The 18,938-nt window shown below is 63.7% G+C and carries 20 protein-coding genes and 1 tRNA gene; 11 read left to right on the top strand and 10 right to left on the bottom strand.

All coding sequences use genetic code 11. The features are described 5' to 3' along the window. Window positions 1-30: 30 nt before the first annotated feature. From AC3WTO_RS12310 to ppa, 5 genes are all read left to right on the top strand, one after another. Window positions 31-675 carry a LemA family protein gene (locus tag AC3WTO_RS12310; RefSeq protein WP_492461024.1) on the top strand — a complete coding sequence of 215 codons (645 nt, stop codon included), beginning with the start codon at window positions 31-33 and terminating at the stop codon, window positions 673-675. Between the two features lie 83 nt (window positions 676-758). Next, entirely contained in the window at window positions 759-1,607 is an 849-nt protein-coding gene (locus AC3WTO_RS12305) for a TPM domain-containing protein (protein ID WP_492461023.1), read from the top strand. A 2-nt stretch (window positions 1,608-1,609) separates the two neighbouring features. Next, window positions 1,610-2,248, top strand: a complete 639-nt coding sequence (locus AC3WTO_RS12300) for a TPM domain-containing protein (RefSeq protein ID WP_492461022.1) — start codon at window positions 1,610-1,612, stop codon at window positions 2,246-2,248. Window positions 2,249-2,400: 152 nt separating this feature from the next. Beyond that, window positions 2,401-2,907 carry a GNAT family N-acetyltransferase gene (locus tag AC3WTO_RS12295; RefSeq protein WP_492461021.1) on the top strand — a complete coding sequence of 169 codons (507 nt, stop codon included), beginning with the start codon at window positions 2,401-2,403 and terminating at the stop codon, window positions 2,905-2,907. A 185-nt stretch (window positions 2,908-3,092) separates the two neighbouring features. Beyond that, window positions 3,093-3,629 (top strand): inorganic diphosphatase, encoded by a 537-nt coding sequence (ppa, locus tag AC3WTO_RS12290; RefSeq protein ID WP_492461020.1) that lies wholly within the window; start codon window positions 3,093-3,095, stop codon window positions 3,627-3,629. A gap of 63 nt (window positions 3,630-3,692) precedes the next feature. Here the strand turns inward: ppa and AC3WTO_RS12285 are convergent, their stop codons facing one another. The 3 genes from AC3WTO_RS12285 to AC3WTO_RS12275 form a co-directional block, all read right to left on the bottom strand. Then, entirely contained in the window at window positions 3,693-4,280 is a 588-nt protein-coding gene (locus tag AC3WTO_RS12285; protein ID WP_492461019.1) for a hypothetical protein, read from the bottom strand. A 117-nt stretch (window positions 4,281-4,397) separates the two neighbouring features. Further along, window positions 4,398-4,718, bottom strand: a complete 321-nt coding sequence (locus tag AC3WTO_RS12280; protein WP_492461018.1) for a DUF167 family protein — start codon at window positions 4,716-4,718, stop codon at window positions 4,398-4,400. A gap of 8 nt (window positions 4,719-4,726) precedes the next feature. Then, window positions 4,727-5,017, bottom strand: a complete 291-nt coding sequence (locus tag AC3WTO_RS12275; protein ID WP_492461017.1) for a YggT family protein — start codon at window positions 5,015-5,017, stop codon at window positions 4,727-4,729. Between the two features lie 234 nt (window positions 5,018-5,251). Between AC3WTO_RS12275 and AC3WTO_RS12270 the strand changes: the two genes are divergently transcribed. Next, window positions 5,252-5,327: transfer RNA gene (locus tag AC3WTO_RS12270), tRNA-Ala, on the top strand. Between the two features lie 11 nt (window positions 5,328-5,338). Here the strand turns inward: AC3WTO_RS12270 and AC3WTO_RS12265 are convergent. Next, window positions 5,339-7,405 (bottom strand): 3-hydroxyacyl-CoA dehydrogenase NAD-binding domain-containing protein, encoded by a 2,067-nt coding sequence (locus AC3WTO_RS12265; RefSeq protein ID WP_492461016.1) that lies wholly within the window; start codon window positions 7,403-7,405, stop codon window positions 5,339-5,341. A 140-nt stretch (window positions 7,406-7,545) separates the two neighbouring features. On the opposite strand from AC3WTO_RS12265, the gene AC3WTO_RS12260 reads away from it, so the two are divergent. The 3 genes from AC3WTO_RS12260 to AC3WTO_RS12250 all read left to right on the top strand — a co-directional run bounded on the left by AC3WTO_RS12260 (window position 7,546) and on the right by AC3WTO_RS12250 (window position 10,811). Further along, on the top strand, window positions 7,546-8,121 hold the full coding sequence (locus AC3WTO_RS12260; RefSeq protein ID WP_492461015.1) for a TetR/AcrR family transcriptional regulator: 576 nt from the start codon (window positions 7,546-7,548) through the stop codon (window positions 8,119-8,121). A 110-nt stretch (window positions 8,122-8,231) separates the two neighbouring features. After that, window positions 8,232-9,332: a pyridoxal phosphate-dependent aminotransferase gene (locus AC3WTO_RS12255; protein WP_492461014.1), complete on the top strand. Its 1,101-nt coding sequence runs from the start codon at window positions 8,232-8,234 to the stop codon at window positions 9,330-9,332. 237 nt (window positions 9,333-9,569) lie between these two features. Beyond that, window positions 9,570-10,811, top strand: coding sequence for an MFS transporter (locus tag AC3WTO_RS12250; protein WP_492461013.1), 1,242 nt, complete (start codon window positions 9,570-9,572; stop codon window positions 10,809-10,811). Between the two features lie 8 nt (window positions 10,812-10,819). Here AC3WTO_RS12250 and AC3WTO_RS12245 read toward each other — a convergent pair whose 3' ends face one another. The 6 genes from AC3WTO_RS12245 to hemC form a co-directional block, all read right to left on the bottom strand. Beyond that, a complete protein-coding gene (locus AC3WTO_RS12245; protein ID WP_492461012.1) occupies window positions 10,820-11,530 on the bottom strand; it encodes a glutamine amidotransferase in 711 nt (236 codons plus the stop codon). Window positions 11,531-11,546: 16 nt separating this feature from the next. Next, window positions 11,547-12,029, bottom strand: coding sequence for a tellurite resistance TerB family protein (locus tag AC3WTO_RS12240; protein ID WP_492461011.1), 483 nt, complete (start codon window positions 12,027-12,029; stop codon window positions 11,547-11,549). Between the two features lie 45 nt (window positions 12,030-12,074). Continuing rightward, window positions 12,075-13,610: a heme biosynthesis protein HemY gene (locus AC3WTO_RS12235; protein ID WP_492461010.1), complete on the bottom strand. Its 1,536-nt coding sequence runs from the start codon at window positions 13,608-13,610 to the stop codon at window positions 12,075-12,077. A gap of 4 nt (window positions 13,611-13,614) precedes the next feature. Next, entirely contained in the window at window positions 13,615-14,985 is a 1,371-nt protein-coding gene (locus AC3WTO_RS12230; protein WP_492461009.1) for a COG4223 family protein, read from the bottom strand. A 98-nt stretch (window positions 14,986-15,083) separates the two neighbouring features. Continuing rightward, window positions 15,084-15,800, bottom strand: coding sequence for a uroporphyrinogen-III synthase (locus tag AC3WTO_RS12225; RefSeq protein ID WP_492461008.1), 717 nt, complete (start codon window positions 15,798-15,800; stop codon window positions 15,084-15,086). Window positions 15,801-15,822: 22 nt separating this feature from the next. Next, entirely contained in the window at window positions 15,823-16,749 is a 927-nt protein-coding gene (gene hemC, locus AC3WTO_RS12220; RefSeq protein WP_492461007.1) for a hydroxymethylbilane synthase, read from the bottom strand. A gap of 108 nt (window positions 16,750-16,857) precedes the next feature. Here hemC and tsaD point away from each other — a divergent pair, with 108 nt between their 5' ends. Both tsaD and AC3WTO_RS12210 read left to right on the top strand, forming a co-directional pair. Beyond that, window positions 16,858-17,943, top strand: a complete 1,086-nt coding sequence (gene tsaD / locus AC3WTO_RS12215; RefSeq protein ID WP_492461529.1) for a tRNA (adenosine(37)-N6)-threonylcarbamoyltransferase complex transferase subunit TsaD — start codon at window positions 16,858-16,860, stop codon at window positions 17,941-17,943. Continuing rightward, window positions 17,940-18,938 (top strand): NAD(P)H-dependent glycerol-3-phosphate dehydrogenase, encoded by a 999-nt coding sequence (locus tag AC3WTO_RS12210; protein WP_492461006.1) that lies wholly within the window; start codon window positions 17,940-17,942, stop codon window positions 18,936-18,938. Before tsaD ends, AC3WTO_RS12210 begins: the two co-directional genes overlap by 4 nt.

The raw sequence follows: 18,938 nt of genomic DNA, 5'->3' as shown, positions 1-18,938 counted from the left end.
TTCACTATTCGAGCAAACGAGGGACCGCTCATGTACGCCCAGCGCCTGTCTTCGCTTCCCCGCAACCTGCCGGCCTTCCTCTTTATGGCGCTTCTGCTGCCACTGCTGTCGGCATGCGGCTACAACACCATTCCAACCGCGGAAGAAAACGCCAAGGCGGCCTGGAGCGAAGTGCTGAACCAGTATCAGCGCCGCGCCGACCTCATTCCGAACCTGGTCGAAACGGTTAAGGGCTACGCCGCGCACGAAAAGGATACGCTGGACGCCGTGGTCGAGGCGCGTTCCAAGGCCACGCAGGTCACGGTGACGCCCGAGACCCTCAAGGATCCGGAAGCTTTCAAGCGATTCCAGGACAGCCAGTCGGGCCTGACCAGCGCGCTGTCGCGCCTGCTTGCCATCACCGAGAACTATCCCGATCTCAAGGCCAATCAGAATTTCATCGCGCTGCAGGCGCAGCTCGAAGGCACCGAAAACCGCATCGCGGTGGCGCGCCGCGACTACATCCAGGCGGTCAAGGACTACAATCTGACGCTCAAGACCTTCCCATCCGTGCTGTGGGCAACCTTCTGGTTCCGCTCCAACGAGCCCTTCCAGAACTTCACCATCAGCGAAGACAAGATGCAGACGCCGAAGGTCGATTTCGGCACCAGCAAGCCGGCGGGACAGGGTGGCTGAGTGCCACGCTGCTGACCAGGACCGATTGAACCTTGCGTTCCTTCCCGCCATCCCACCGCTGGCCTGCGCCTGAGGCGCAGGTGATGCGCTGGGCTGTTGCATTGAAAATGCTGCTTGCAGCGCTCTTTGCCATGCTGCTCGCCGGCATGGCGTTGGCCGACGACTTGCCGGCCCTGACCGGACGTGTCGTCGACAATGCCGGCATGCTCGATCCGGCCACCAAAGCGGCCCTGGAGCAGAAGCTGGCCGATTTCGAGAAGAAAGGCTCTGACCAGATCGTCGTCGCCACCATCGACAGCCTTGGCGGCGAGGAGATCGAGCCCTACGCCAACCGGCTGTTCCGCGCCTGGAAGCTCGGTCAGGCCAGCGACAACAACGGCGCCCTGCTGCTGGTCGCCAAGAACGACCGCAAGATGCGCATCGAGGTCGGCTACGGCCTGGAAGGCACGCTGACCGACCTGCACACCAAGCTGATCATCGAAAACGACATGGTGCCGGCCTTTCGCGGTGGCGATTTCGCCGGCGGCATCACCAAGGCCGTCGACGACATGATCATGGTGCTGGAAGGCAATCCCGAAGAGCTCGAAGCGCGCGGCAGACGCCACCAGCAGGACAGTTTCAGCGAATATGACGCCGAACAGGTGATGTTCGCGCTGTTCATCACCATCTGGGCAGTGCTGTTCTTCGGCGGCCTCGCCATGGCGGTCCTGCCGCCGATCTTCGGCACCAAGATCGGCCCGGGCCGCTACCGCTGGCTTGGCATGACGTTCGACACCAACCGGCGCTCGTCAAACAATGGCGGTGGCGGCGGATGGTCGTCTGGCAGCGGTGGCGGGTGGTCCGGCGGTGGCGGTGGGTGGTCGTCCGGCGGTGGCGGCTTCTCGGGCGGCGGCGGTTCGTCAGGCGGCGGCGGATCTTCGGGAAGCTGGTGAAGATGACAACGCGTTCCCTTACCCACGCCGACCATGAGCGCATCGCCCAGGCGATCCGTACGGCAGAGCAATCGACGAGCGGCGAAATCTACTGCGTGGTGGCCCGCTCGAGCGACGGATACTTCTTCCAGGCCGCTTTCACCGCGACGCTTGCCCTGTTCGCCGTCAGCATTGCTTTCGGTTATGTGCTCGAAGCACTGTGGCTGACCATGCGCCTGCCGCATTTCCTCATCGTGCAGGCAGTGGCCGCCATCAGCCTTTTTGTCCTTCTGTGGCTGGTGCCACGCCTGCGCATCCATTTCGTGCCGCGCCGGCAGCGCTACAAGGCCGCGCACGCCAATGCGGTGAAGCAGTTCCTTGCCCGCAACGTGCATCGCACCGCCGCACGGACCGGCGTGCTGATCTTCGTGTCGATTGCAGAACGCTATGCCGAGGTGGTTGCCGACAGCGGCATCGACGCCAAGGTCGGCCAGCATATCTGGGACGGCGTTGTGCGCGACCTGACCGCCCATGCCGGTGACGATCGCTTGGCGGACGGTTTTGTCGGTGCCATCGGCGCTGTCGGCTCCGTGCTGGCGCAGCATTTCCCGGTTGGCCCAGGCGACGTCAACGAGCTCGACGATCATCTGGTCGAGATCTAGCCCAACCATCGAAGCGCCGCGCGCACCGCATCCACGCATCGCACTTGCTGAAAACGGCTCTGAGCCTGATGCGTGGCCCAGTATTTTTCGCTTGTGCGAAAGCAAGGCGGACTCTTTGCAAGCGTCCCGACCGGGTCTATGGTTAACAAACCATGAACACGCTGGTCATCGACATCCGCAAGGCAGAGCCCCGCGACGCGGTCGGGATAGCCGACGTGCATCTCGAGGCGTGGCGTGGCGCCTATAGCGGCATCATCCCGCACAAGACGCTGACGGCGATGATCAACCGTCGTGGCTCAGACTGGTGGGCGAATGCCATCCGCCGGGCTGCCACGGTGCTGGTGGTGGAGATCGGCGGCACCATTGCTGGCTACGCGACCGTCGGGCGCAATCGCGCCAGCGAACTGCGCCAGCAGGGCGAGATCTATGAACTTTACCTGCGGCCGGAATATCAGGGTATCGGTCTGGGACGCCGGCTGTTTACGGCCGCGCGCCGCAAACTTGCCGATCATGGCCTGAGCGGTCTGGTGGTCTGGGCGCTGGAAGAGAACCAGAATGCGCTTGCCTTCTATACCGGTGAAGGTGGCCGCGATATCGCCGAAGGTGTCGAGATCTTCGAACAGAAAGCGCTGAAGAAGGTCGCTTTCGTCTGGGATTGAGCCGGCTGTCCAGCCAAGGCCGGTCGTTGTCCGCACGCATTGCCGCATTGCACAAAGCCGTTTCGCCCGTTATTCGGTGCGCGATTGTCGGGTCCTGCACAAACACGCTGCCTGGCAAGCCGTTTCATCTTGCGCATGACCTGATGACAGATCCCTTCAGGACTGCGCCAAAGCGAGGGTAGCCCATGCGCATCGAAGCGATATCGATCGGCAAGAATCCGCCGGAAGACGTCAATGTCATCATCGAGGTAGCGGTTGGCGGCGAGCCGATCAAATACGAGATGGACAAGGAAGCCGGCACGCTGTTCGTCGACCGCTTCCTCTATACGCCGATGCGCTATCCCGGGAATTACGGCTTCGTACCACACACCTTGTCCGGCGACGGCGATCCGATCGACGTTCTGGTCTGCAACACGCGCGAACTGGTTCCAGGCTGTGTCATCAACGTGCGCCCGATCGGCGTTCTGATCATGGAAGACAATGCCGGCCAGGACGAGAAGGTGATCGCGGTGCCGTCGTCGCACATCACCAAGCGTTACGACAAGGTGTTCAACCACACCGATATGCCGGAGATCACCCTCAAGCAGATCGAGCACTTCTTCGAGCACTACAAGGATCTCGAACCCGGTAAATGGGTGAAGATCGGTGGCTGGCACGATGCCGCCTACGCCAGGAAGATGATCGTCGAGGCGATCGAGCGCGCCAAGGCCGCCAAGAAGTAGGATCGCCTGAGCTTTATGAATGCCGGCCGCAGCGTTTCCGAGAAACCGCTGCGGCCGGCATTTTCAATTGTCGACCCGGCCAAAGGCCGGAACCTCGCCAACGGTGATGCGCGCGTCCTTGCCGCAGGTGAAGGAGCGCACTTTCTCGTCGGCGATCTTGCGGGCTTCCTCATTCGCATTTGCACTGTCAGTGGCAACGAGCGCGACGGTGCAGCCCTGGCGCCCTTCCATCTGGGCAACCTTTGCCACCACCAGAACCTCGGTCTTTTTCGAGCCGTCATCGCCGCTGCTGACGGATCGCCGATGAATCGCGGCGAACGGAACCGAGACATCTCCGGTCGTTTCCACCCGCCATTCAACCTTCGGCCCGGCGCTGTTGAACCCGACAAAGCTTTCCCAGCTCGACGTCATGTCAGCAGGTGGAAAACCGTAGAACACGGATTCGCGCGCGTCGTCATAGGTAAGCAGGACCGGATATCCGCGATAGCCGGCGCAGGAGAGATCTGCCCAGTCGCCATCGTTCTCGCCGGCCTTCGTATAAGTCAGGCAATCCTTCTCGGTGACGAGGTCCGTGTAGGCGCTTGAGATGTTGCCCGCCGACGCGGACTGGCAGAAACCTGCAAGGACGAGAAAGGCGAAAACGGCGCGCATGACGGTCTCCGGCTGAGGCTGTCCGGCACTTTATCGCTAAAATCGTGCCCATGCCACGGTAAGGCTAGGCGTTCCGTTTTCGCAGGACGCTCCAACCTTTTGTTTTACGCGAAACCGCTATGCAGTTGTGACGAAGCTGCCTCGGACGCGTGCCACGAGTTCGGCCGGATCGCCGCTGACATGCAACGTTTTCAACCGCGCCGTACCACCCGCCGCAACTGTCACCGCCGATGCCGGTATTGCCAGCGTCCTGGCGACGAGCTTTTCCAACGCAGTGTTGGCAGCGCCTTTTTCAGGAACGGCGCGCACGCGCGCCTTGAGATGGCAACGACCGTCGGCAGACGTCTCCATGCCCTCCAGGGCATCGAACGGCGCTTTCGGCGTCAGCCGTACGAACAGATCGATACCACCGGCGCGCAGGCGAAAGATTTCGCCCATCGTTCTGTTCAGACAAGCGCCGGAGCGACGGTCGTCAGGATGAACTGGCGCAGGAAGAACAGGATCAGCAGAAGAATGATCGGCGAAATGTCGATGCCGCCGAGATCCGGCAGGATGCGGCGAATGGGCCGCAGCGCCGGTTCCGTCAGCCGGTAGAGCGCGTTGCCGATCGTACCGACGACCTGGTTGCGCGGATTGACGACGTTGAAGGCGTAGAGCCAGGAGAAGATGGCCGAGGCGATGATGATCCACCAGTAGAGGTCAAGCGCCAGAACGACGGTTTGAATAAGGGCGATCATGCAGGTCTCCGAGTGTTGCCGACATTTAGCGATTGCGCACCGATGCGGCAAGAGCCGGGCAAGCCTGAGGCGTTTTCCCGGTTTCTTAGCCTCGAAGATGATCGTTGTCATTCCGCGCGGTGGGACAGTGGCGCTGAAGACCGGGCGACGCCAACGGCGGAGCGACGACGGCTGGTGCCCAAAGCTCGCTTGACAGCCGAGCGCCTCGCCTCATAAATGCGCCATCCGCTGGACGGGGCTGTAGCTCAGCTGGGAGAGCGCGTCGTTCGCAATGACGAGGTCAGGGGTTCGATCCCCCTCAGCTCCACCAACGGAATTCCATTACGCTCCTGCAGCCGCCTTCAGCCATTCCGACGGCTTGAACACGTCCTTGTCGGTCTTCTGGTGCCAATGATCCAGGCGCTCGACGATCCCTGCCAGTCCCTTCTGGCGCGCCCAGAACATCGGACCGCCCTTGCCGAGCGGGAAACCGTAGCCATTGACCCAGACCAGGTCGACGTCGGATTCGCGTGCCGCGATGCCTTCCTCCAGAATGCGCGAGCCTTCATTGATCAGCGGATAGAGCGTGCGTTCGATGATCTCCTCGGCTGAGATCACACGCGGCGCGATGCCCAGCCGCTTCGCCTCGGCGGCGATGTGGTTGGCCAGTTCCGGATCGGGCTGCGCAGTGCGGCCATCTGCATAGAGATAGAAGCCGCGACCGGTCTTCTGGCCGAAACGGCCCTGTTCGCACAACCAGTCTGCGATCAATGCCGTCTTGCCGAGTGCCTTGCGATTGCGCCAGCTGATATCCAGCCCGGCGAGGTCCCACATCTGGAACGGCCCCATCGGCCAGCCGAAATCGGTGAATGCCTTGTCGACATCAGCCGGGCTGGCCCCTTCCAGGAGCAAGGCTTCGACATCGGCGCCACGCGCCGTGAGCATGCGGTTGCCGACGAAACCGTGGCAGACGCCGACCACCACCGGCACCTTGCCGATAGAGCGGGCGAGCGACAGCAGCGTTACCAGCACATCGGGAGCCGTGTCCTTGCCGCGCACGATTTCCAGCAGCTTCATGATGTTGGCCGGCGAAAAGAAATGCATGCCGGCGAAATCCTGCGGCCGACTGACCGAAGCAGCCAGCGCGTTGACGTCGAGATAGGATGTATTGGTGGCAATGATCGCACCCGGCTTCGCCACCGCGTCGATGGCGGCAAGCACATCTCTCTTCACCGCCATGTCCTCGAACACGGCTTCGATGATGAGGTCGCAGTCGGCCAGAGACGCATAGTCCGTGGTGCCGGAGAGCAGTCCCATGCGCGCCGTCTTGGCCGCCTCGCTCAGCGAGCCGCGCGAGACCGAGATCGCATAGTTCTTCTCGATGCGATCGAGCCCGCGCTGCAGCGCATCCTGCGCCGCCTCGACCAGGGTGACGGCAATGCCGCCATTGGCAAAAGCCATGGCGATGCCACCACCCATCGTGCCGGCGCCGATGATGCCGACACGTTGGATTGGCCGCGGCTTCACCGATTTGTCGACGCCTTCCACCTTGGCGGCTTCGCGCTCGGCGAAGAACAGATGCCGCTGCGCCTTGGACTGGTCCGATGCCACCAGTTCCACAAACAGCGCGCGCTCGGCAGCCAACGCCTCATCGAAAGGCAAAAGCACGGCGTTGCGCACCGCTTCCGTGCAGGCGACTGGAGCCCGCAGGCCTTTGGCCTTGCCGACAACGGCCTTGATCCGGGTTTCCAGCTGTTCGCGATCGGCGGCTTCGATCCTGTCGCGCCGGCTTCGCACAGGGACGAACGGGCCGCCTTCCGCAGCCTTGACGGCGGCAAAGGCAGCAGCGTCTGCGACCAGCCCATCGACGGCGAGCGTGTCGACGAGACCCGCTTCCAGCGCCTCGGCAGCCGCGATCGGCGTACCGGACGTGATCATATCCAGTGCCTTCAGCGGACCGACCAGTGCCGGCAGCCGTACCGTGCCGCCGGCACCTGGCAGCAGGCCGAGCTTGACTTCGGGCAGGCCGAGCTTCGCAGTCCTGTCGGCGACACGGTAATGGCATGCGAGTGCCAGTTCCAGACCGCCGCCCAGCGCAGTGCCATGGATGGCTGCGACGGTCGGCTTTTCGATCGCTTCCAGCAGCGCGATCAGCGCGCGCAGGTCCGGATCCTGCATCGGCTTGCCGAATTCGGTGATGTCGGCACCGGCGATGAAGGTGCGGCCGGCGCAGGTGAGAACAATGGTGGCCGTGGCTGCATCGTCACGCAACCGGACTAGCGCGTCATGCAACGGTTTCCGCACCGAGAACGACAGCGCGTTGACGGGCGGATTGTCGATCGTGACGATCGCGACACCGCCGCGATGTTCGACACTCACCTTGTTTTCGGCTGATGCTGCTTCGGCCATGATCGCACCTCTTCCCAATTGCGCAGGTGGCACCGTTCATATTTACAAACCGGCTGGCCGGTAATAAAACTTGGGCCATGCCTCGTCAACGGTCGGATCAGGTCAAGACAGCGAAAGCTCCGGTCGGTCGGCCGCCAAGCATGCCGGCACCGCGTGCCACAATCCTGGACGCCGCGGCGAAGCTGTTCGCTGCCCATGGCTTCGAAGGCGCCTCGCTCAACGATGTCGCAGGGGCGGTGGGCGTCACCAAGGCCGCCGTCTATCACTACTTCCCGACCAAGAAAGACATCTTCGACGAGATGATGATCGACCTTCTGGAGCGGCAATATGCTGCCGTCAGCGCGGAAGTGAACGCATCGGAAACCCCGCCTGACCGGCTGAAAGCGTTCATGCGGGCGCAGGCAGAATTCCTCGAAGCCAACCATGCTGCCTTCGTCGTCATGCTGCACGGCTTCGGCGGCATCGAAAAGAACCACTGGACGGAACAACAGCTGGCGCTGCGGGATCGCTATGAAACGCTGCTGCGCAGTCTGCTCGCCGACGGCAAGGTCAGCGGCGCGTTCGCCATAGACGATGTCACCATCGCTGCCCGCGCGGTCCTGTCGTTGATGAACTGGATGGTGCGCTGGTTCCGGCCGGAAGGCAAAACCCGCGCTACCGAATTCGCCCTGCAATACTACGCGCTGATCGTCTCGGGCCTGCAGCCGAGAAACTGATTCAGGAGCGCTGCAGTCGGGATTGTTTCGCGCAAGCCTTCTCTCCTAGGCTTATATCAAATCGAAATGATGGGGTGTCCTTATGCGCTCCACGGGATGGAGGTTTGCCGATGAACTACGCGCGCATGGTGATCGAGAAAGAGGCGCCGGAGGAATATGGCTACGACCGCATCCGCTACAACCTCTCCGAAAGCTCCATCGCCGACCAGAAGCTCTCCGATATCGGGATCAAGCTGCCGGATCTTACCCTCTTCTACGGTGAGCATCGCGGTGACCGGCCACTTCGTGAACTGATCGCCGCCCAGGACAACGGCCTGACTTCGGACGATGTCCTGGTCACTGCCGGTGCGGCTGGCGCGCTCTTCATCATCGCCACATCGCTGTTGTCGGAACGCGACCATCTGGTCGTGGTGCGGCCGAACTACGCCACCAACATCGAGACCCCGAAAGCGATCGGCTGCGCGATCAGCTATGTCGACCTCACCTTCGAGGAAGACTTCGCGGTCGATATCACGCGCATCGCCGCCGCACTGCGACCCGAGACCCGCTATATCAGCGTCACCTGCCCGCACAATCCAACCGGGACGATGATGAGCCGCGCCGATCTCGATGGGCTGATCGCCCTCACCGAGCGACACGGCTGCTATCTCCTCGTCGACGAGACCTATCGCGACCTGAGCTATGGCACCAGGCTGCCCACAGCCGCGTCGCTCAGCAAACGCGCCATCAGTGTCTCTTCACTGTCCAAGGCCTTCGGCATTCCAGGCATCCGCATCGGCTGGCTGATCACACGCGATGCCGAGCTGCAGGAGAGGTTCCTGGCAGCCAAGGAACAGATCGGCATCTGCGGCAGCGTCATCGACGAAGCGATTGCCCGCAGCATGCTGGAACAACGCGATGCCTTCCTCGGCAAGCTACTGCCCGAAATGGCGGCGCGGCGGGCTATCGTGCAGGACTGGATTGATGGAGAGCCGCAGGTCGATTGGGTGCAGCCATCGGGTGGTGTCGTCGGCTTTCCGCGCATCAACGTTGCGCCGGATTTCGATCTCGACGGCTTCTACGTCAGGCTGCTCGAACAACACGGCACCTATGTCGGCCCCGGCCACTGGTTCGAGACGCCGAAAAGCTTCTTTCGCGTCGGTTTCGGCTGGCCGTCGGCCGACGAACTCCGCGGCGGCCTCGGCGCCATCTCGGCGGCATTGCGCGACTAACCGGACAGACTTTTCACCGTGAAGCAATTCCAGGAAAAGTGCGCAGCGGTTTTGCGTCCGGAATTGTATAAAAAAGAGCCAGCGCGTTTCCGCGAGAGACGAGAACGCGCTGGCCGCAAGCATTGCGAAATTTATGCGCGCGCAGCGCGACAAACTGGTTTATAGCTCCCGCACCGGAACAGCGCCCATGGTGGAAGAGCCCGGCCGGCCTGTGTAAACCGCCAGGGGCTGAATTCAATGTCCTCCGAATCCCGACCGTCTCCGGATCAGCGTTATGCTGCCTTCCGTCACACCGCCTTCCGCAACTATTGGGCCTCACGTTTTCTCCTCACCTTTGCCACGCAGGTCGTTTCCGTGGCGGTCGGCTGGCAGATCTACGACCTGACGCGCGATCCGTTCGATCTTGGCCTTGTCGGCATCGTGCAATTCCTGCCATCGCTCGTCCTGGTTCTGGTCACCGGCGTCGTCGCGGACCGCTTCGGCCGTCGCAGGATCATGGCGCTGGCAACACTGATGGAGGCAGCTTGCGCGCTGGTGCTGCTGCTCTTGACCTGGCACGGGCTATATTCGCCGTTGCCGGTCTTCGGCGTGCTTCTCCTTTTCGGTATTGCCCGCGCCTTCTTCGGTCCGGCTTCCGCTTCGCTGGTAGCCAATTTGGTGCCGCCCAAGGACTTCGCCAATGCGATTGCGTGGAACTCTTCTGCCTGGCAGACCGCGACCATCATCGGCCCGGTTGCCGGCGGCCTACTCTATGGCCTGTCGTCCGAAGTCGCCTATGGCACCGCCACCGTGCTGATGCTGTTCGCACTTCTGCTGATCCTTGGCATCCCGAAACCCGCCCAGCGCAACGAGACCGACAAACCGAGCCTGGAGAGCCTGTTTGCGGGCTTCCACTATATCTGGCGCGAAAAAGTCGTACTGGGCGCGATCTCGCTCGACCTCGTCGCGGTACTGCTTTCCGGCGCCACGGCGCTGCTGCCGGTCTATGCGCGCGATATTCTCGATCTCGGCCCCTGGGGTCTTGGTCTGCTGCGCTCCGCTCCAGGCATTGGCGCGCTTTGCGTGGCAGTCTGGCTCGCCGGTCACCCGCTTCGCGACCATGCCGGAGCCGTCATGCTTTTCTTTGTCGCCGTGTTCGGCGCCTTCACGGCTCTGTTCGGCGCATCCACCGTCACCTGGCTGTCCATCGTCGCGCTGGCGTTTCTCGGTGCTACCGACATGGTCAGCGTCTACATCCGCGAAACGCTGATCCAATTGTGGACGCCGGACGAGGTTCGTGGCCGCGTCAATGCCGTCAACCAGGTCTTCGTTGGCGCATCCAACGAGGTCGGCGAATTCAGGGCAGGCACCATGGCGGCGCTGATCGGCACGGTTCCGGCGGTGGTGATCGGCGGTGTCGGCGCCATCGTGGTGGCCGGCATCTGGGCGGCGCTTTTTCCGGACCTGCGCAAGGTACGCCGTCTCGACATTCCTAAGTAGCCGGCCACTTAGGCGACGGGCCGGCCGAAGATCGTTTCCAGGAATTCGCCCAGCCAGCGTTTCAGATGCATATCCCAGATCAACCGGCCGCCGAGATGATCGCGGCCGGGCTGGGCGCCCGGTAGCTCGAAACGATGCGCACCGTGCACGACCCAGCGCTGCATCATCATGCGGGTGAGCTCGCCGTGGAACTGGATGCCCCAGGCCTTGTCACCATAACGAAAGGCCTGGTTGGGATAGGTGTCCGACGTGGCGAGCAGCGTCGCATCCTTCGGCAGCGAAAAGCCCTCGCGATGGAAATGGTAGACCATCTCCGGCCAGTGCATCAGCTTCTTGCCTTCCTCGGTGGCGCGCAGCGGATACCAGCCGATCTCGACCAGCCCGTCGCGATGACTGTCGACCTTGCCCCCGAGATGATTGACCAGCATCTGCGCGCCCAGGCAGATGCCGAGCAGCGGCTTGTCTTCCTTCAGAGGTACCGACAGCCAATCGGTCTCGCGCCGGACGAACTCCTCGTGATCGTCGTTCGCGCTCATCGGCCCACCGAACACCACCGCCCCGGCATGCTGGCTGAGTGTTTGCGGAAGCTGATCACCCAGCGGTGGCCGACGTATGTCGAGCTCGTAACCTGCCTCGATCAGCATGTGGCCGACGCGACCAGGGCTGGAATTTTCCTGATGCAGAACAACCAGGATCCGGGGCCGCTGATCAGCTTTCACGAATGTCCGGCCCTGCTCATTCGTCGTTCGCGTTGCCCTTGGCCCCGGGGACTTCGGCTGCCGCCTTGCGCCGTGCAGCCACCCGGTCGACCCGCTCGACATCGAGCAGTTCCGCCACCCGCCAGACGGTGTTGTCCTCAAGCTCGTGCAATTCACCGTCCGCGTAGACGATTTCCCACATCAGCCCGATGAAGGCCTTGCGCTGCTCCGGATCGAGATCCCGCTTGAGAATGCTGGTGAAGGCGTAAAAGTCGATTGCCTCGTTGTCAGCTTTCTCGCCGGCTGCCGCCAGTGCTTCCAGCTCCTGGCCCTCCACGGAATAGGTCTCGGCCAGGATGGCCTTGAACCGCTCCCATTCGACGTCCTGGCGCACGCCGTCGGCGCTCATGACGTGGTAAAGCAGCGCTGCTGCCGCCACCCGCGGATCATCCGCCCCGGCATGGGCACGCGCGCCGGTAGCGGGCAATTCTTTCAGAAAAGACAGAACACGTTCGAACATAAGGATAATCTGGTCCTTTCCGGAGCGCGATCAAGTCACAGCTTTTCAAAACAAGCGGAAACGACGCGACTTTTCAACCTCGTCTTCGGGTCCGACGCCGGGATCGTCGGGCTGATGCAGTGCTTCATCGGCGTCCAATGCCGGAGCGGGCCTGGGTGTCCCTGCCGCGCTGCTGGAAACCGGAACGGTTTCCGCGTCGAGCACGACAACGTCATCGTCGTCGCGCTCGGGACCGGCAAGCGATGGTGGCGCCACTTCAGGAACCGGGCGGCTTGCCTCGATCAGCCGGCCTGCGCGCTCCACCGGCCCACGCCATTCGAAAGCGTCGATCCGCCCGGTTACCGGTGAGATCGGCGCCCAGCGTTCTGCGGTGACGCCATCTGCGACCCATGCGGCATCATGCGGGGCGCGCACGGCCTGCGAGAGCAGCTGTCGCACCTTGCCCTGATTGCCGCCATCGGCCTCTTCGATGTCGGCGAGCAGCAGATAGGTTCCTTCGCTTGGCTGCATGCGGGCCGCGGCCGCGGCCTCCTCGCGGGCCAGCGCAAAATCCTGCGCGTCGAGCGCCGCCCGCGCCACCGCAAGCGAGGATTCGGGGTGGTTTTTCTTCATCTCCTGCAGCTTGCGGGCGCGACCGAGACGATCGAGCACGGCATCCGCTGTCCTGGCATGGACATAAAGATCGGCGAGGTCGGGATGCGGCTCCGCACGCCATGCCGTTTCGAGGATCTTCGAGCCCTTGCGCAGGTCGTTCTGCTTGAACAGCACCTTGGCGGCAACGATCGCCGCGGGAGTGAATTCCGGCAGCAGCTTGTTCGCCTCAAGCGCAGCCGCCTTGGCCCCGGTGACATCGCTGTCCAGCAGCGCCTCTGCCTTGGCCGTCAGAAGGACGCCCCGGCGCCGGTTGGCGACATCGCGTTCGACCTGGCGGCTCGACTTCTGCGCATCGACCAGCGTCAAGGCACCGTCCCAGTCGCCTCTGGCGGCCAGTTCTTCCATCGTCGATTCGGCTGCCCAGGCCAGTTGCGGCGCAACCGCGGCCGCGCGACCAGCATAGTGCCGCGCCGCGTTACGGTCGCCCAGCCGCTCGGCTTCGAGATAGAGGCCGCGCAGGCCAAGCAGGCGCATTTCGGGATCGTCGAGCATGGCTTCGAATTTCAGGCGGGCGCTGTCATGGTCACCTTCCAGCAACGACGCCTGCGCATCGAGGAGATTGATCAGCGGCTCCTGGTCCGAGCGGATCAGCTTGACCGCTTCCTTGGCCTTGCGACGCGCCAGCGCGCCATCGCCGGCACCAGCGGCGATCATGCCGGTCGACAGCGCCTGGTAGCCACGGTCGCGGCGCCGCACCCGGAAATGCCGGGCGATTGCATAGGGACTGTTCCAGATCGACTTGAGCAACCACCAGGTGAGCATCACCGCAGCCACCACCGCCACGACAGCCATCGCCGCCACCATCAGGCTGACCTGGTACTGGTAACCGGAGAAGGTGACGACCATTTCGCCGGGCCGGTCGGCCAGCCACGCGAAACCCAGCCCAAGCGCGAAGATGATTGCCAGATAGAAGAGGATACGGATCATCTCGTCACCCCTTCATTGCACCGGATACCAGCTCATTCACCGCCGCTTCCGCCTCTTGCCGCGCCTTGAGCTTGCCGGCGAAATCAGCGCCCGCGGCCTTGGCCGTGTCGGGCAGCGTGTCGAATTCGGCGAGCGCCTTGGCATAGTCGCCCTGGTTCACGGCGACTTCCATGCGCGCCACGGTTTCCGGCGCGCCCTTGCCTTCGACGGCACCGATGGGGCGGACCTTGATCAGCGATTCGGCGCTGGTCAGCAGGCGCTGGAAAATACTCTGGTCAGGATCGACCGGCGTTGCCGCCGAGACCATCGCATTGGCGGCGGCACCCATCCCGGCCGCGATGTCGATGCGGGTCGGGATGCCTTTTTCGGCATAGCTGCGCAACATCGCGATCTGCGGCGCGTCCGGCCGGACCGCCGCGAACGTATCGAGCTCCGCGGTGAACGGCGCACCGCGCTCGAGCGCGGCCTTGAGCGCCGAAGCGGCGATGGCCAGCGCGATCTTGGGCTGCGAAGCCTGCGCTTCGACCTTGCTGGCAAGTTGTGACGCCTGCTGCTCGACCGCACCTAGACGGCCATCCAGCGCGGCTGCAGCCTGCTCAGCCGATTGCACCTGCGCATCCAGCGTGGTCACTTTGCTGTTCAACGGACCCAGATCGACGGCTGCGGCGCCACTTTCGCTGCGCAGTGCGGCGAGCCCCGTATCGAGTTCGGCAATCTTGTCGGCCAGCGCCTTCACGCGCCCTTCATCGACGCCTGCGGCCGGTACCGTCTTCAGGGCAGCCACATCGGTCTTCACCTGGTCCAGGGCTGTGGCCAGCTGTGCGGAACCATCGGAATTGGACTTGAGCGCAGCGACCTCGCTTTTCAGCCCTGCAATCTCGCTCTTGGCAGCCGTATCGGAAGTGCCGAACAGGCCGGCTGCCTGCAGAATGCCCATACCGGCAAGCGCCACGACACCGCCGATCACGCCGGCGGCAAGCGTGCCGACACCGGCTCGTTTCGGTTCAGCAGGCTGATCGTTCACAAAGCCTCCATTGGTCTTGCCCTGATCGGTTGGCTTGGTCGCTTCCGGTGCAGCCTCCGCCGCCTTCGGCTGTGGCCGGGCATCGCGCTCACCGAAATCGTAGTCGAAACCTCGCGATTGGGAGGTTTTGTCCTCCGACGTCGCCGTGCTGGATTCGGAAGCGCCGGCCGAAGCCGCATCTAACGATTCGGCTTCCGGTGCTTGCGATTGAGCGCCCGGAATCTGTTCCGGCTGTTTGCCGGTGTCGGACTGGTCCTTGCCGCCCACCCGCGAGACATCGGCGGGATCGAGATCGATCGTCACCGGTTCGCGACGGCTCCTGGAATGGCGCGTCTTGGGCGTCTTGACCATGCTTCGGCTCCCCAAATGGTTCGGACCGTCAGGCGGCAGGCTAAAAACGGTCTACCACACCTCCAAGCTGTGAAAAGGGGCGCTATGATGAAGCAGCCTCATTCCGGCGCGTCGAGCAACGCCAGCAAGTTGTCTTCGTCCGGACTCCTTGCGACCGCCGGCCGCCTTGCAAAACCCTGGCCCACCGCGTCTGCGACCCGTGCCGACAGCGTCAACACGCGCGTTCCTTCAAAGTAGCGCGCCAATTCCGGCCGTTGCACCAAAATCGAATAGGCCTGCGCCGCCTTGGCCGAGTAGAGCAAGGCCGCTGCCACAGGCTGGCCCGCGAGTTGGGTCGCCACCACCTTGCCGGGATAGTCGACAGGCAAGGTGTCATAGCTCTCGACCGGCAGGATCTTGACGCCTGCATCGGCAAGAAACATCTCGAAATCCGCGGAGCGGACGCGACCACACAGGTAGATCGCGGTGGTGCCAGCAAGCGAAGGTGCGATCAACGCGGCCAATTGCCTGGCGTCGCCCGATCCCGTTTCGACAACGGAAAGTCCCGCCGCGCGCGCCGCGGCGGCCGTCTTGGGCCCGACGACATGGCAAGGCAGACCGGAAAGCTGACGCAGCATGCCTGCGGACGCATGACGCACGGCATTGGCGCTGGTCACCAGCACAGCGGAAACGGCCTCGAGCGGCGTCTGCAGGGCAGCCGGTAACGCGCATGTTTCCGAAAGCGGCAGCACAATCGGCTCGAAGCCGAGATCCCGGAGCCGCGCTGCTGTCCGGCTGGCACCAGGTTCCGGCCGCGTCACCAAAACGCGTTTCATTTCCCGGCGTCCCGGCAGCGCATCAGCTCCAGCCTTCGAAGAAGTGTGCGCCGGCCCGCGCCCGCACATCCTCTCCGGCTTCGGCACCGATTGCTGCCGCATCCCTGCCAAGCCCGTTTCGCGCTACTTCGCGAACATCGCTGCCATCGGGCGTCAGGATCATGCCCGAGAAAGACAGCCTGCCGTCGATCACCGTCGCATAACCGGCGATCGGCGTGCGGCAGGAACCGTCGAGCGCCGCGAGGAAAGCGCGCTCGCAGGCCAGTGCCTGGCCCGTCGGGACATCGTGGATGGCAGCCAGCATGGTGCCGGCATTCCCATCGCCGATTCGGCTTTCGATACAGATCGCACCTTGGCCCGGCGCTGGCGGAAACGCCTCCAGCGACATGATATCGGTGGCGATATGCTCCAGGTCCAGCCGTTTCAGCCCGGCCAACGCCAAAATCGTACCATCGGCGACGCCCTCGTTCAGCTTGCGCAGCCGCGTCTGCACATTGCCGCGAAACAACACCACATCGAGATCGGGCCGCATCCTGCAGATCAGCGCCTGACGCCTGAGTGAGGAGGAACCGACCTTGGCTCCCGCCGGCAGATCGGCAATGCGCGCCGCTTTCGGGCTGATAAAAGCCTCGCGGGCATCCTCGCGCGGCAGGAAAGCGGACAGTTCCAGCCCGTCCGGCAGCGTCGTCGGCATATCCTTGGACGAGTGCACGGCGATGTCGATGCGCCCGTCCAGCAGTGCTTCTTCGATCTCTTTGGTGAAGAGCCCCTTGCCGCCGGCTTCCGACAGCGGCCGATCCTGGATGCGGTCGCCGCTGGTCGAAATCACCACCACTTCGAAGGCGTCTTCCGGCAATCCATGCGCCGCCATCAGCCTGTCGCGCGTTTCATGCGCCTGCGCCAGCGCCAGCAGGCTGCCTCGGGTTCCAATCTTCAAGGTTGTTTGCATCAAGCGCGGTCCGTGATAACCCCGGCTCGGAGCCTGAGCTCCGCATATCCAGCCTTCTCCTAACGGGGAAGTTGCTGATCGGCAATCATCGAGGTTTGCGGCGAATTGATCCGCGTTCTGGGCATAGAGACGAGCTGTGACGAAACGGCAGCCAGCGTCGTGGCGCTGGATGGCGCTTCCGCGCCGGAAATCCTGTCCAATGTCGTGCTTAGCCAGATCGCCGAACATGCGGCATTTGGTGGCGTCGTGCCCGAGATCGCCGCACGCGCCCATGTCGAGGCGCTGGACGGTATTGTCGAGGCAGCGCTTGCCGATTCCGGCACCGACCTGCGTGACATTGACGCTGTTGCCGCGACCGCCGGCCCCGGCCTTGTCGGCGGCCTGATCGTCGGCCTGATGACGGCGAAGGCCATTGCCGCCGCTGCCGGCAAGCCTCTGCTCGCCATCAACCACCTTGAAGGCCATGCCTTGACCGCGCGGCTGACCGATGGCCTCGCCTTTCCCTACCTGCTGCTTCTGGTCTCCGGCGGGCACACCCAGATCGTGCGTGTCGCCGGGGTCGGCGACTATCAGCGCTGGGCCACCACCATAGATGACGCGCTTGGCGAAGCGTTCGACAAGACCGCCAAGATGCTTGGCCTGCCCTATCCGGGCGGACCCAATGTTGAAAAGGCCGCGGCAACAGGCGATCCGAGCCGCTTTGCCTTTCCACGCCCCATGAAAGGGTCGGCCCAGCCCGACTTCTCCTTCTCAGGGCTGAAAACCGCCGTGCGCCAGGCCGCCCAGGCGATTGCACCGCTAACCGAACAGGACGTCGCCGACGTCTGCGCCTCATTCCAGACGGCCGTTTCCGACGCACTCGCGGGCCGCGTTTCGCGGGCCCTGACCCGCTTCAAGGCGGAATTTCCGGACCAAAAGCAGCCTGCGCTCGTCGTCGCCGGCGGCGTTGCCGCCAATCGGATGATCAAAGCGGCGCTGGAAGCACTTTGCGACAAAGCGGGTTTCCGCTTCGTTGCACCGCCGCTGAAACTGTGCACCGACAACGCGGCAATGATCGCCTGGGCGGGCATCGAACGCCTCAACGCCGGTCTCGAGGAAGAGAACGCATTCGACTTCGTGCCGCGTTCGCGCTGGCCACTCGATGCTGTTTCGGCGCCGGTGGTGGGTTCGGGCAGGCGAGGAGCCAAGGCATGAGCGAACCGCATGTTATCGTCCGCCGCATCGCTGTTCTGGGCGGCGGAGCCTGGGGAACCGCGCTGGCGCAGGCAATGCTGCGCGCCGGCCATCAGGTGTCCTTGTGGGCCCGCGACGCTGACATGGTGGCGGCGATCCGCCGGGGCGAGAACCCGCGTTACCTGCCCGGCATCGTCCTCGACCAGGGCATTGAGGCGAGTTCATCGTTGGGTGAGGTCCTCGGTGGCGCCGATTGCATCCTTGTCGTGACGCCGGCGCAGTCGCTGCGCCAGGTGCTTGGCGAAGCCAGGCAACACGTTGCTGGTGGCACTCCATTGGTCTTGTGCGCCAAGGGTATCGAGCGCGACACCGGCGCCCTGCTTTCGGCGATAGCCGGCGAGATCCTGCCCGAAAATCCGATCGCTGCCCTGTCGGGGCCGAGCTTTGCCACCGACGTCGCCAAGGGCTTGCCGACCGCCGTGGTCGTTGCTGCCCGTGAAGAGGTTCTGGCGGCCGAACTTGCGGCACTGTTTTCCGCGCAAAACCTGCGTTGCTATTCCAGCGACGACCTCGTCGGCGTCGAGATCGGCGGCGCGCTGAAGAATGTCTTCGCACTCGCCGCCGGTGCCGTGAACGGAGCCGGCCTCGGCGCCAGCGCCCAGGCCGCCATGGTGACGCGCGGTTTTGTCGAGTTGCGCCGCATCGGCGCGGCGTTCGGCGCCAGGCCGGAGACGCTGATGGGGCTTTCCGGCCTCGGCGACCTGATGCTCACCTGCTCATCGGCGCAATCGCGCAATTTTGCCTACGGATTGGCTCTCGGACGCGGCGAGACGCTGGCCGGCCGGCCGCTGGCCGAAGGGGTGCCGACGGCGGCGATCGCCGCCCGCCTTGCCGCCGAACAGGGCATCGACGCGCCGATCATCTCCGCCGTCGCCGCCATCCTGGAAGGCGCCATCACCATCAGCGAGGCCGTCTCCATGCTGATGACGCGGCCCCTAAAAACCGAGACAGACTAA

Source organism: Mesorhizobium sp. EU05-FHT14A09 (genome assembly GCF_058790995.1).
This window is presented reverse-complemented; position numbering and strand designations above follow the sequence as displayed.

What these genes read in the sequence shown, in the direction of transcription:
- AC3WTO_RS12310 (WP_492461024.1), top strand. Translation starts at nt 31, where the DNA reads ATGTACGCCCAGCGCCTGTCTTCGCTTCCCCGCAACCTGCCGGCCTTC.
- AC3WTO_RS12305 (WP_492461023.1), top strand. Translation starts at nt 759, where the DNA reads ATGCGCTGGGCTGTTGCATTGAAAATGCTGCTTGCAGCGCTCTTTGCC.
- AC3WTO_RS12300 (WP_492461022.1), top strand. Translation starts at nt 1,610, where the DNA reads ATGACAACGCGTTCCCTTACCCACGCCGACCATGAGCGCATCGCCCAG.
- AC3WTO_RS12295 (WP_492461021.1), top strand. Translation starts at nt 2,401, where the DNA reads ATGAACACGCTGGTCATCGACATCCGCAAGGCAGAGCCCCGCGACGCG.
- ppa (WP_492461020.1), top strand. Translation starts at nt 3,093, where the DNA reads ATGCGCATCGAAGCGATATCGATCGGCAAGAATCCGCCGGAAGACGTC.
- AC3WTO_RS12285 (WP_492461019.1), bottom strand. Translation starts at nt 4,280, where the DNA reads ATGCGCGCCGTTTTCGCCTTTCTCGTCCTTGCAGGTTTCTGCCAGTCC.
- AC3WTO_RS12280 (WP_492461018.1), bottom strand. Translation starts at nt 4,718, where the DNA reads ATGGGCGAAATCTTTCGCCTGCGCGCCGGTGGTATCGATCTGTTCGTA.
- AC3WTO_RS12275 (WP_492461017.1), bottom strand. Translation starts at nt 5,017, where the DNA reads ATGATCGCCCTTATTCAAACCGTCGTTCTGGCGCTTGACCTCTACTGG.
- AC3WTO_RS12265 (WP_492461016.1), bottom strand. Translation starts at nt 7,405, where the DNA reads ATGGCCGAAGCAGCATCAGCCGAAAACAAGGTGAGTGTCGAACATCGC.
- AC3WTO_RS12260 (WP_492461015.1), top strand. Translation starts at nt 7,546, where the DNA reads ATGCCGGCACCGCGTGCCACAATCCTGGACGCCGCGGCGAAGCTGTTC.
- AC3WTO_RS12255 (WP_492461014.1), top strand. Translation starts at nt 8,232, where the DNA reads ATGAACTACGCGCGCATGGTGATCGAGAAAGAGGCGCCGGAGGAATAT.
- AC3WTO_RS12250 (WP_492461013.1), top strand. Translation starts at nt 9,570, where the DNA reads ATGTCCTCCGAATCCCGACCGTCTCCGGATCAGCGTTATGCTGCCTTC.
- AC3WTO_RS12240 (WP_492461011.1), bottom strand. Translation starts at nt 12,029, where the DNA reads ATGTTCGAACGTGTTCTGTCTTTTCTGAAAGAATTGCCCGCTACCGGC.
- AC3WTO_RS12235 (WP_492461010.1), bottom strand. Translation starts at nt 13,610, where the DNA reads ATGATCCGTATCCTCTTCTATCTGGCAATCATCTTCGCGCTTGGGCTG.
- AC3WTO_RS12230 (WP_492461009.1), bottom strand. Translation starts at nt 14,985, where the DNA reads ATGGTCAAGACGCCCAAGACGCGCCATTCCAGGAGCCGTCGCGAACCG.
- AC3WTO_RS12225 (WP_492461008.1), bottom strand. Translation starts at nt 15,800, where the DNA reads ATGAAACGCGTTTTGGTGACGCGGCCGGAACCTGGTGCCAGCCGGACA.
- hemC (WP_492461007.1), bottom strand. Translation starts at nt 16,749, where the DNA reads ATGCAAACAACCTTGAAGATTGGAACCCGAGGCAGCCTGCTGGCGCTG.
- AC3WTO_RS12210 (WP_492461006.1), top strand. Translation starts at nt 17,940, where the DNA reads ATGAGCGAACCGCATGTTATCGTCCGCCGCATCGCTGTTCTGGGCGGC.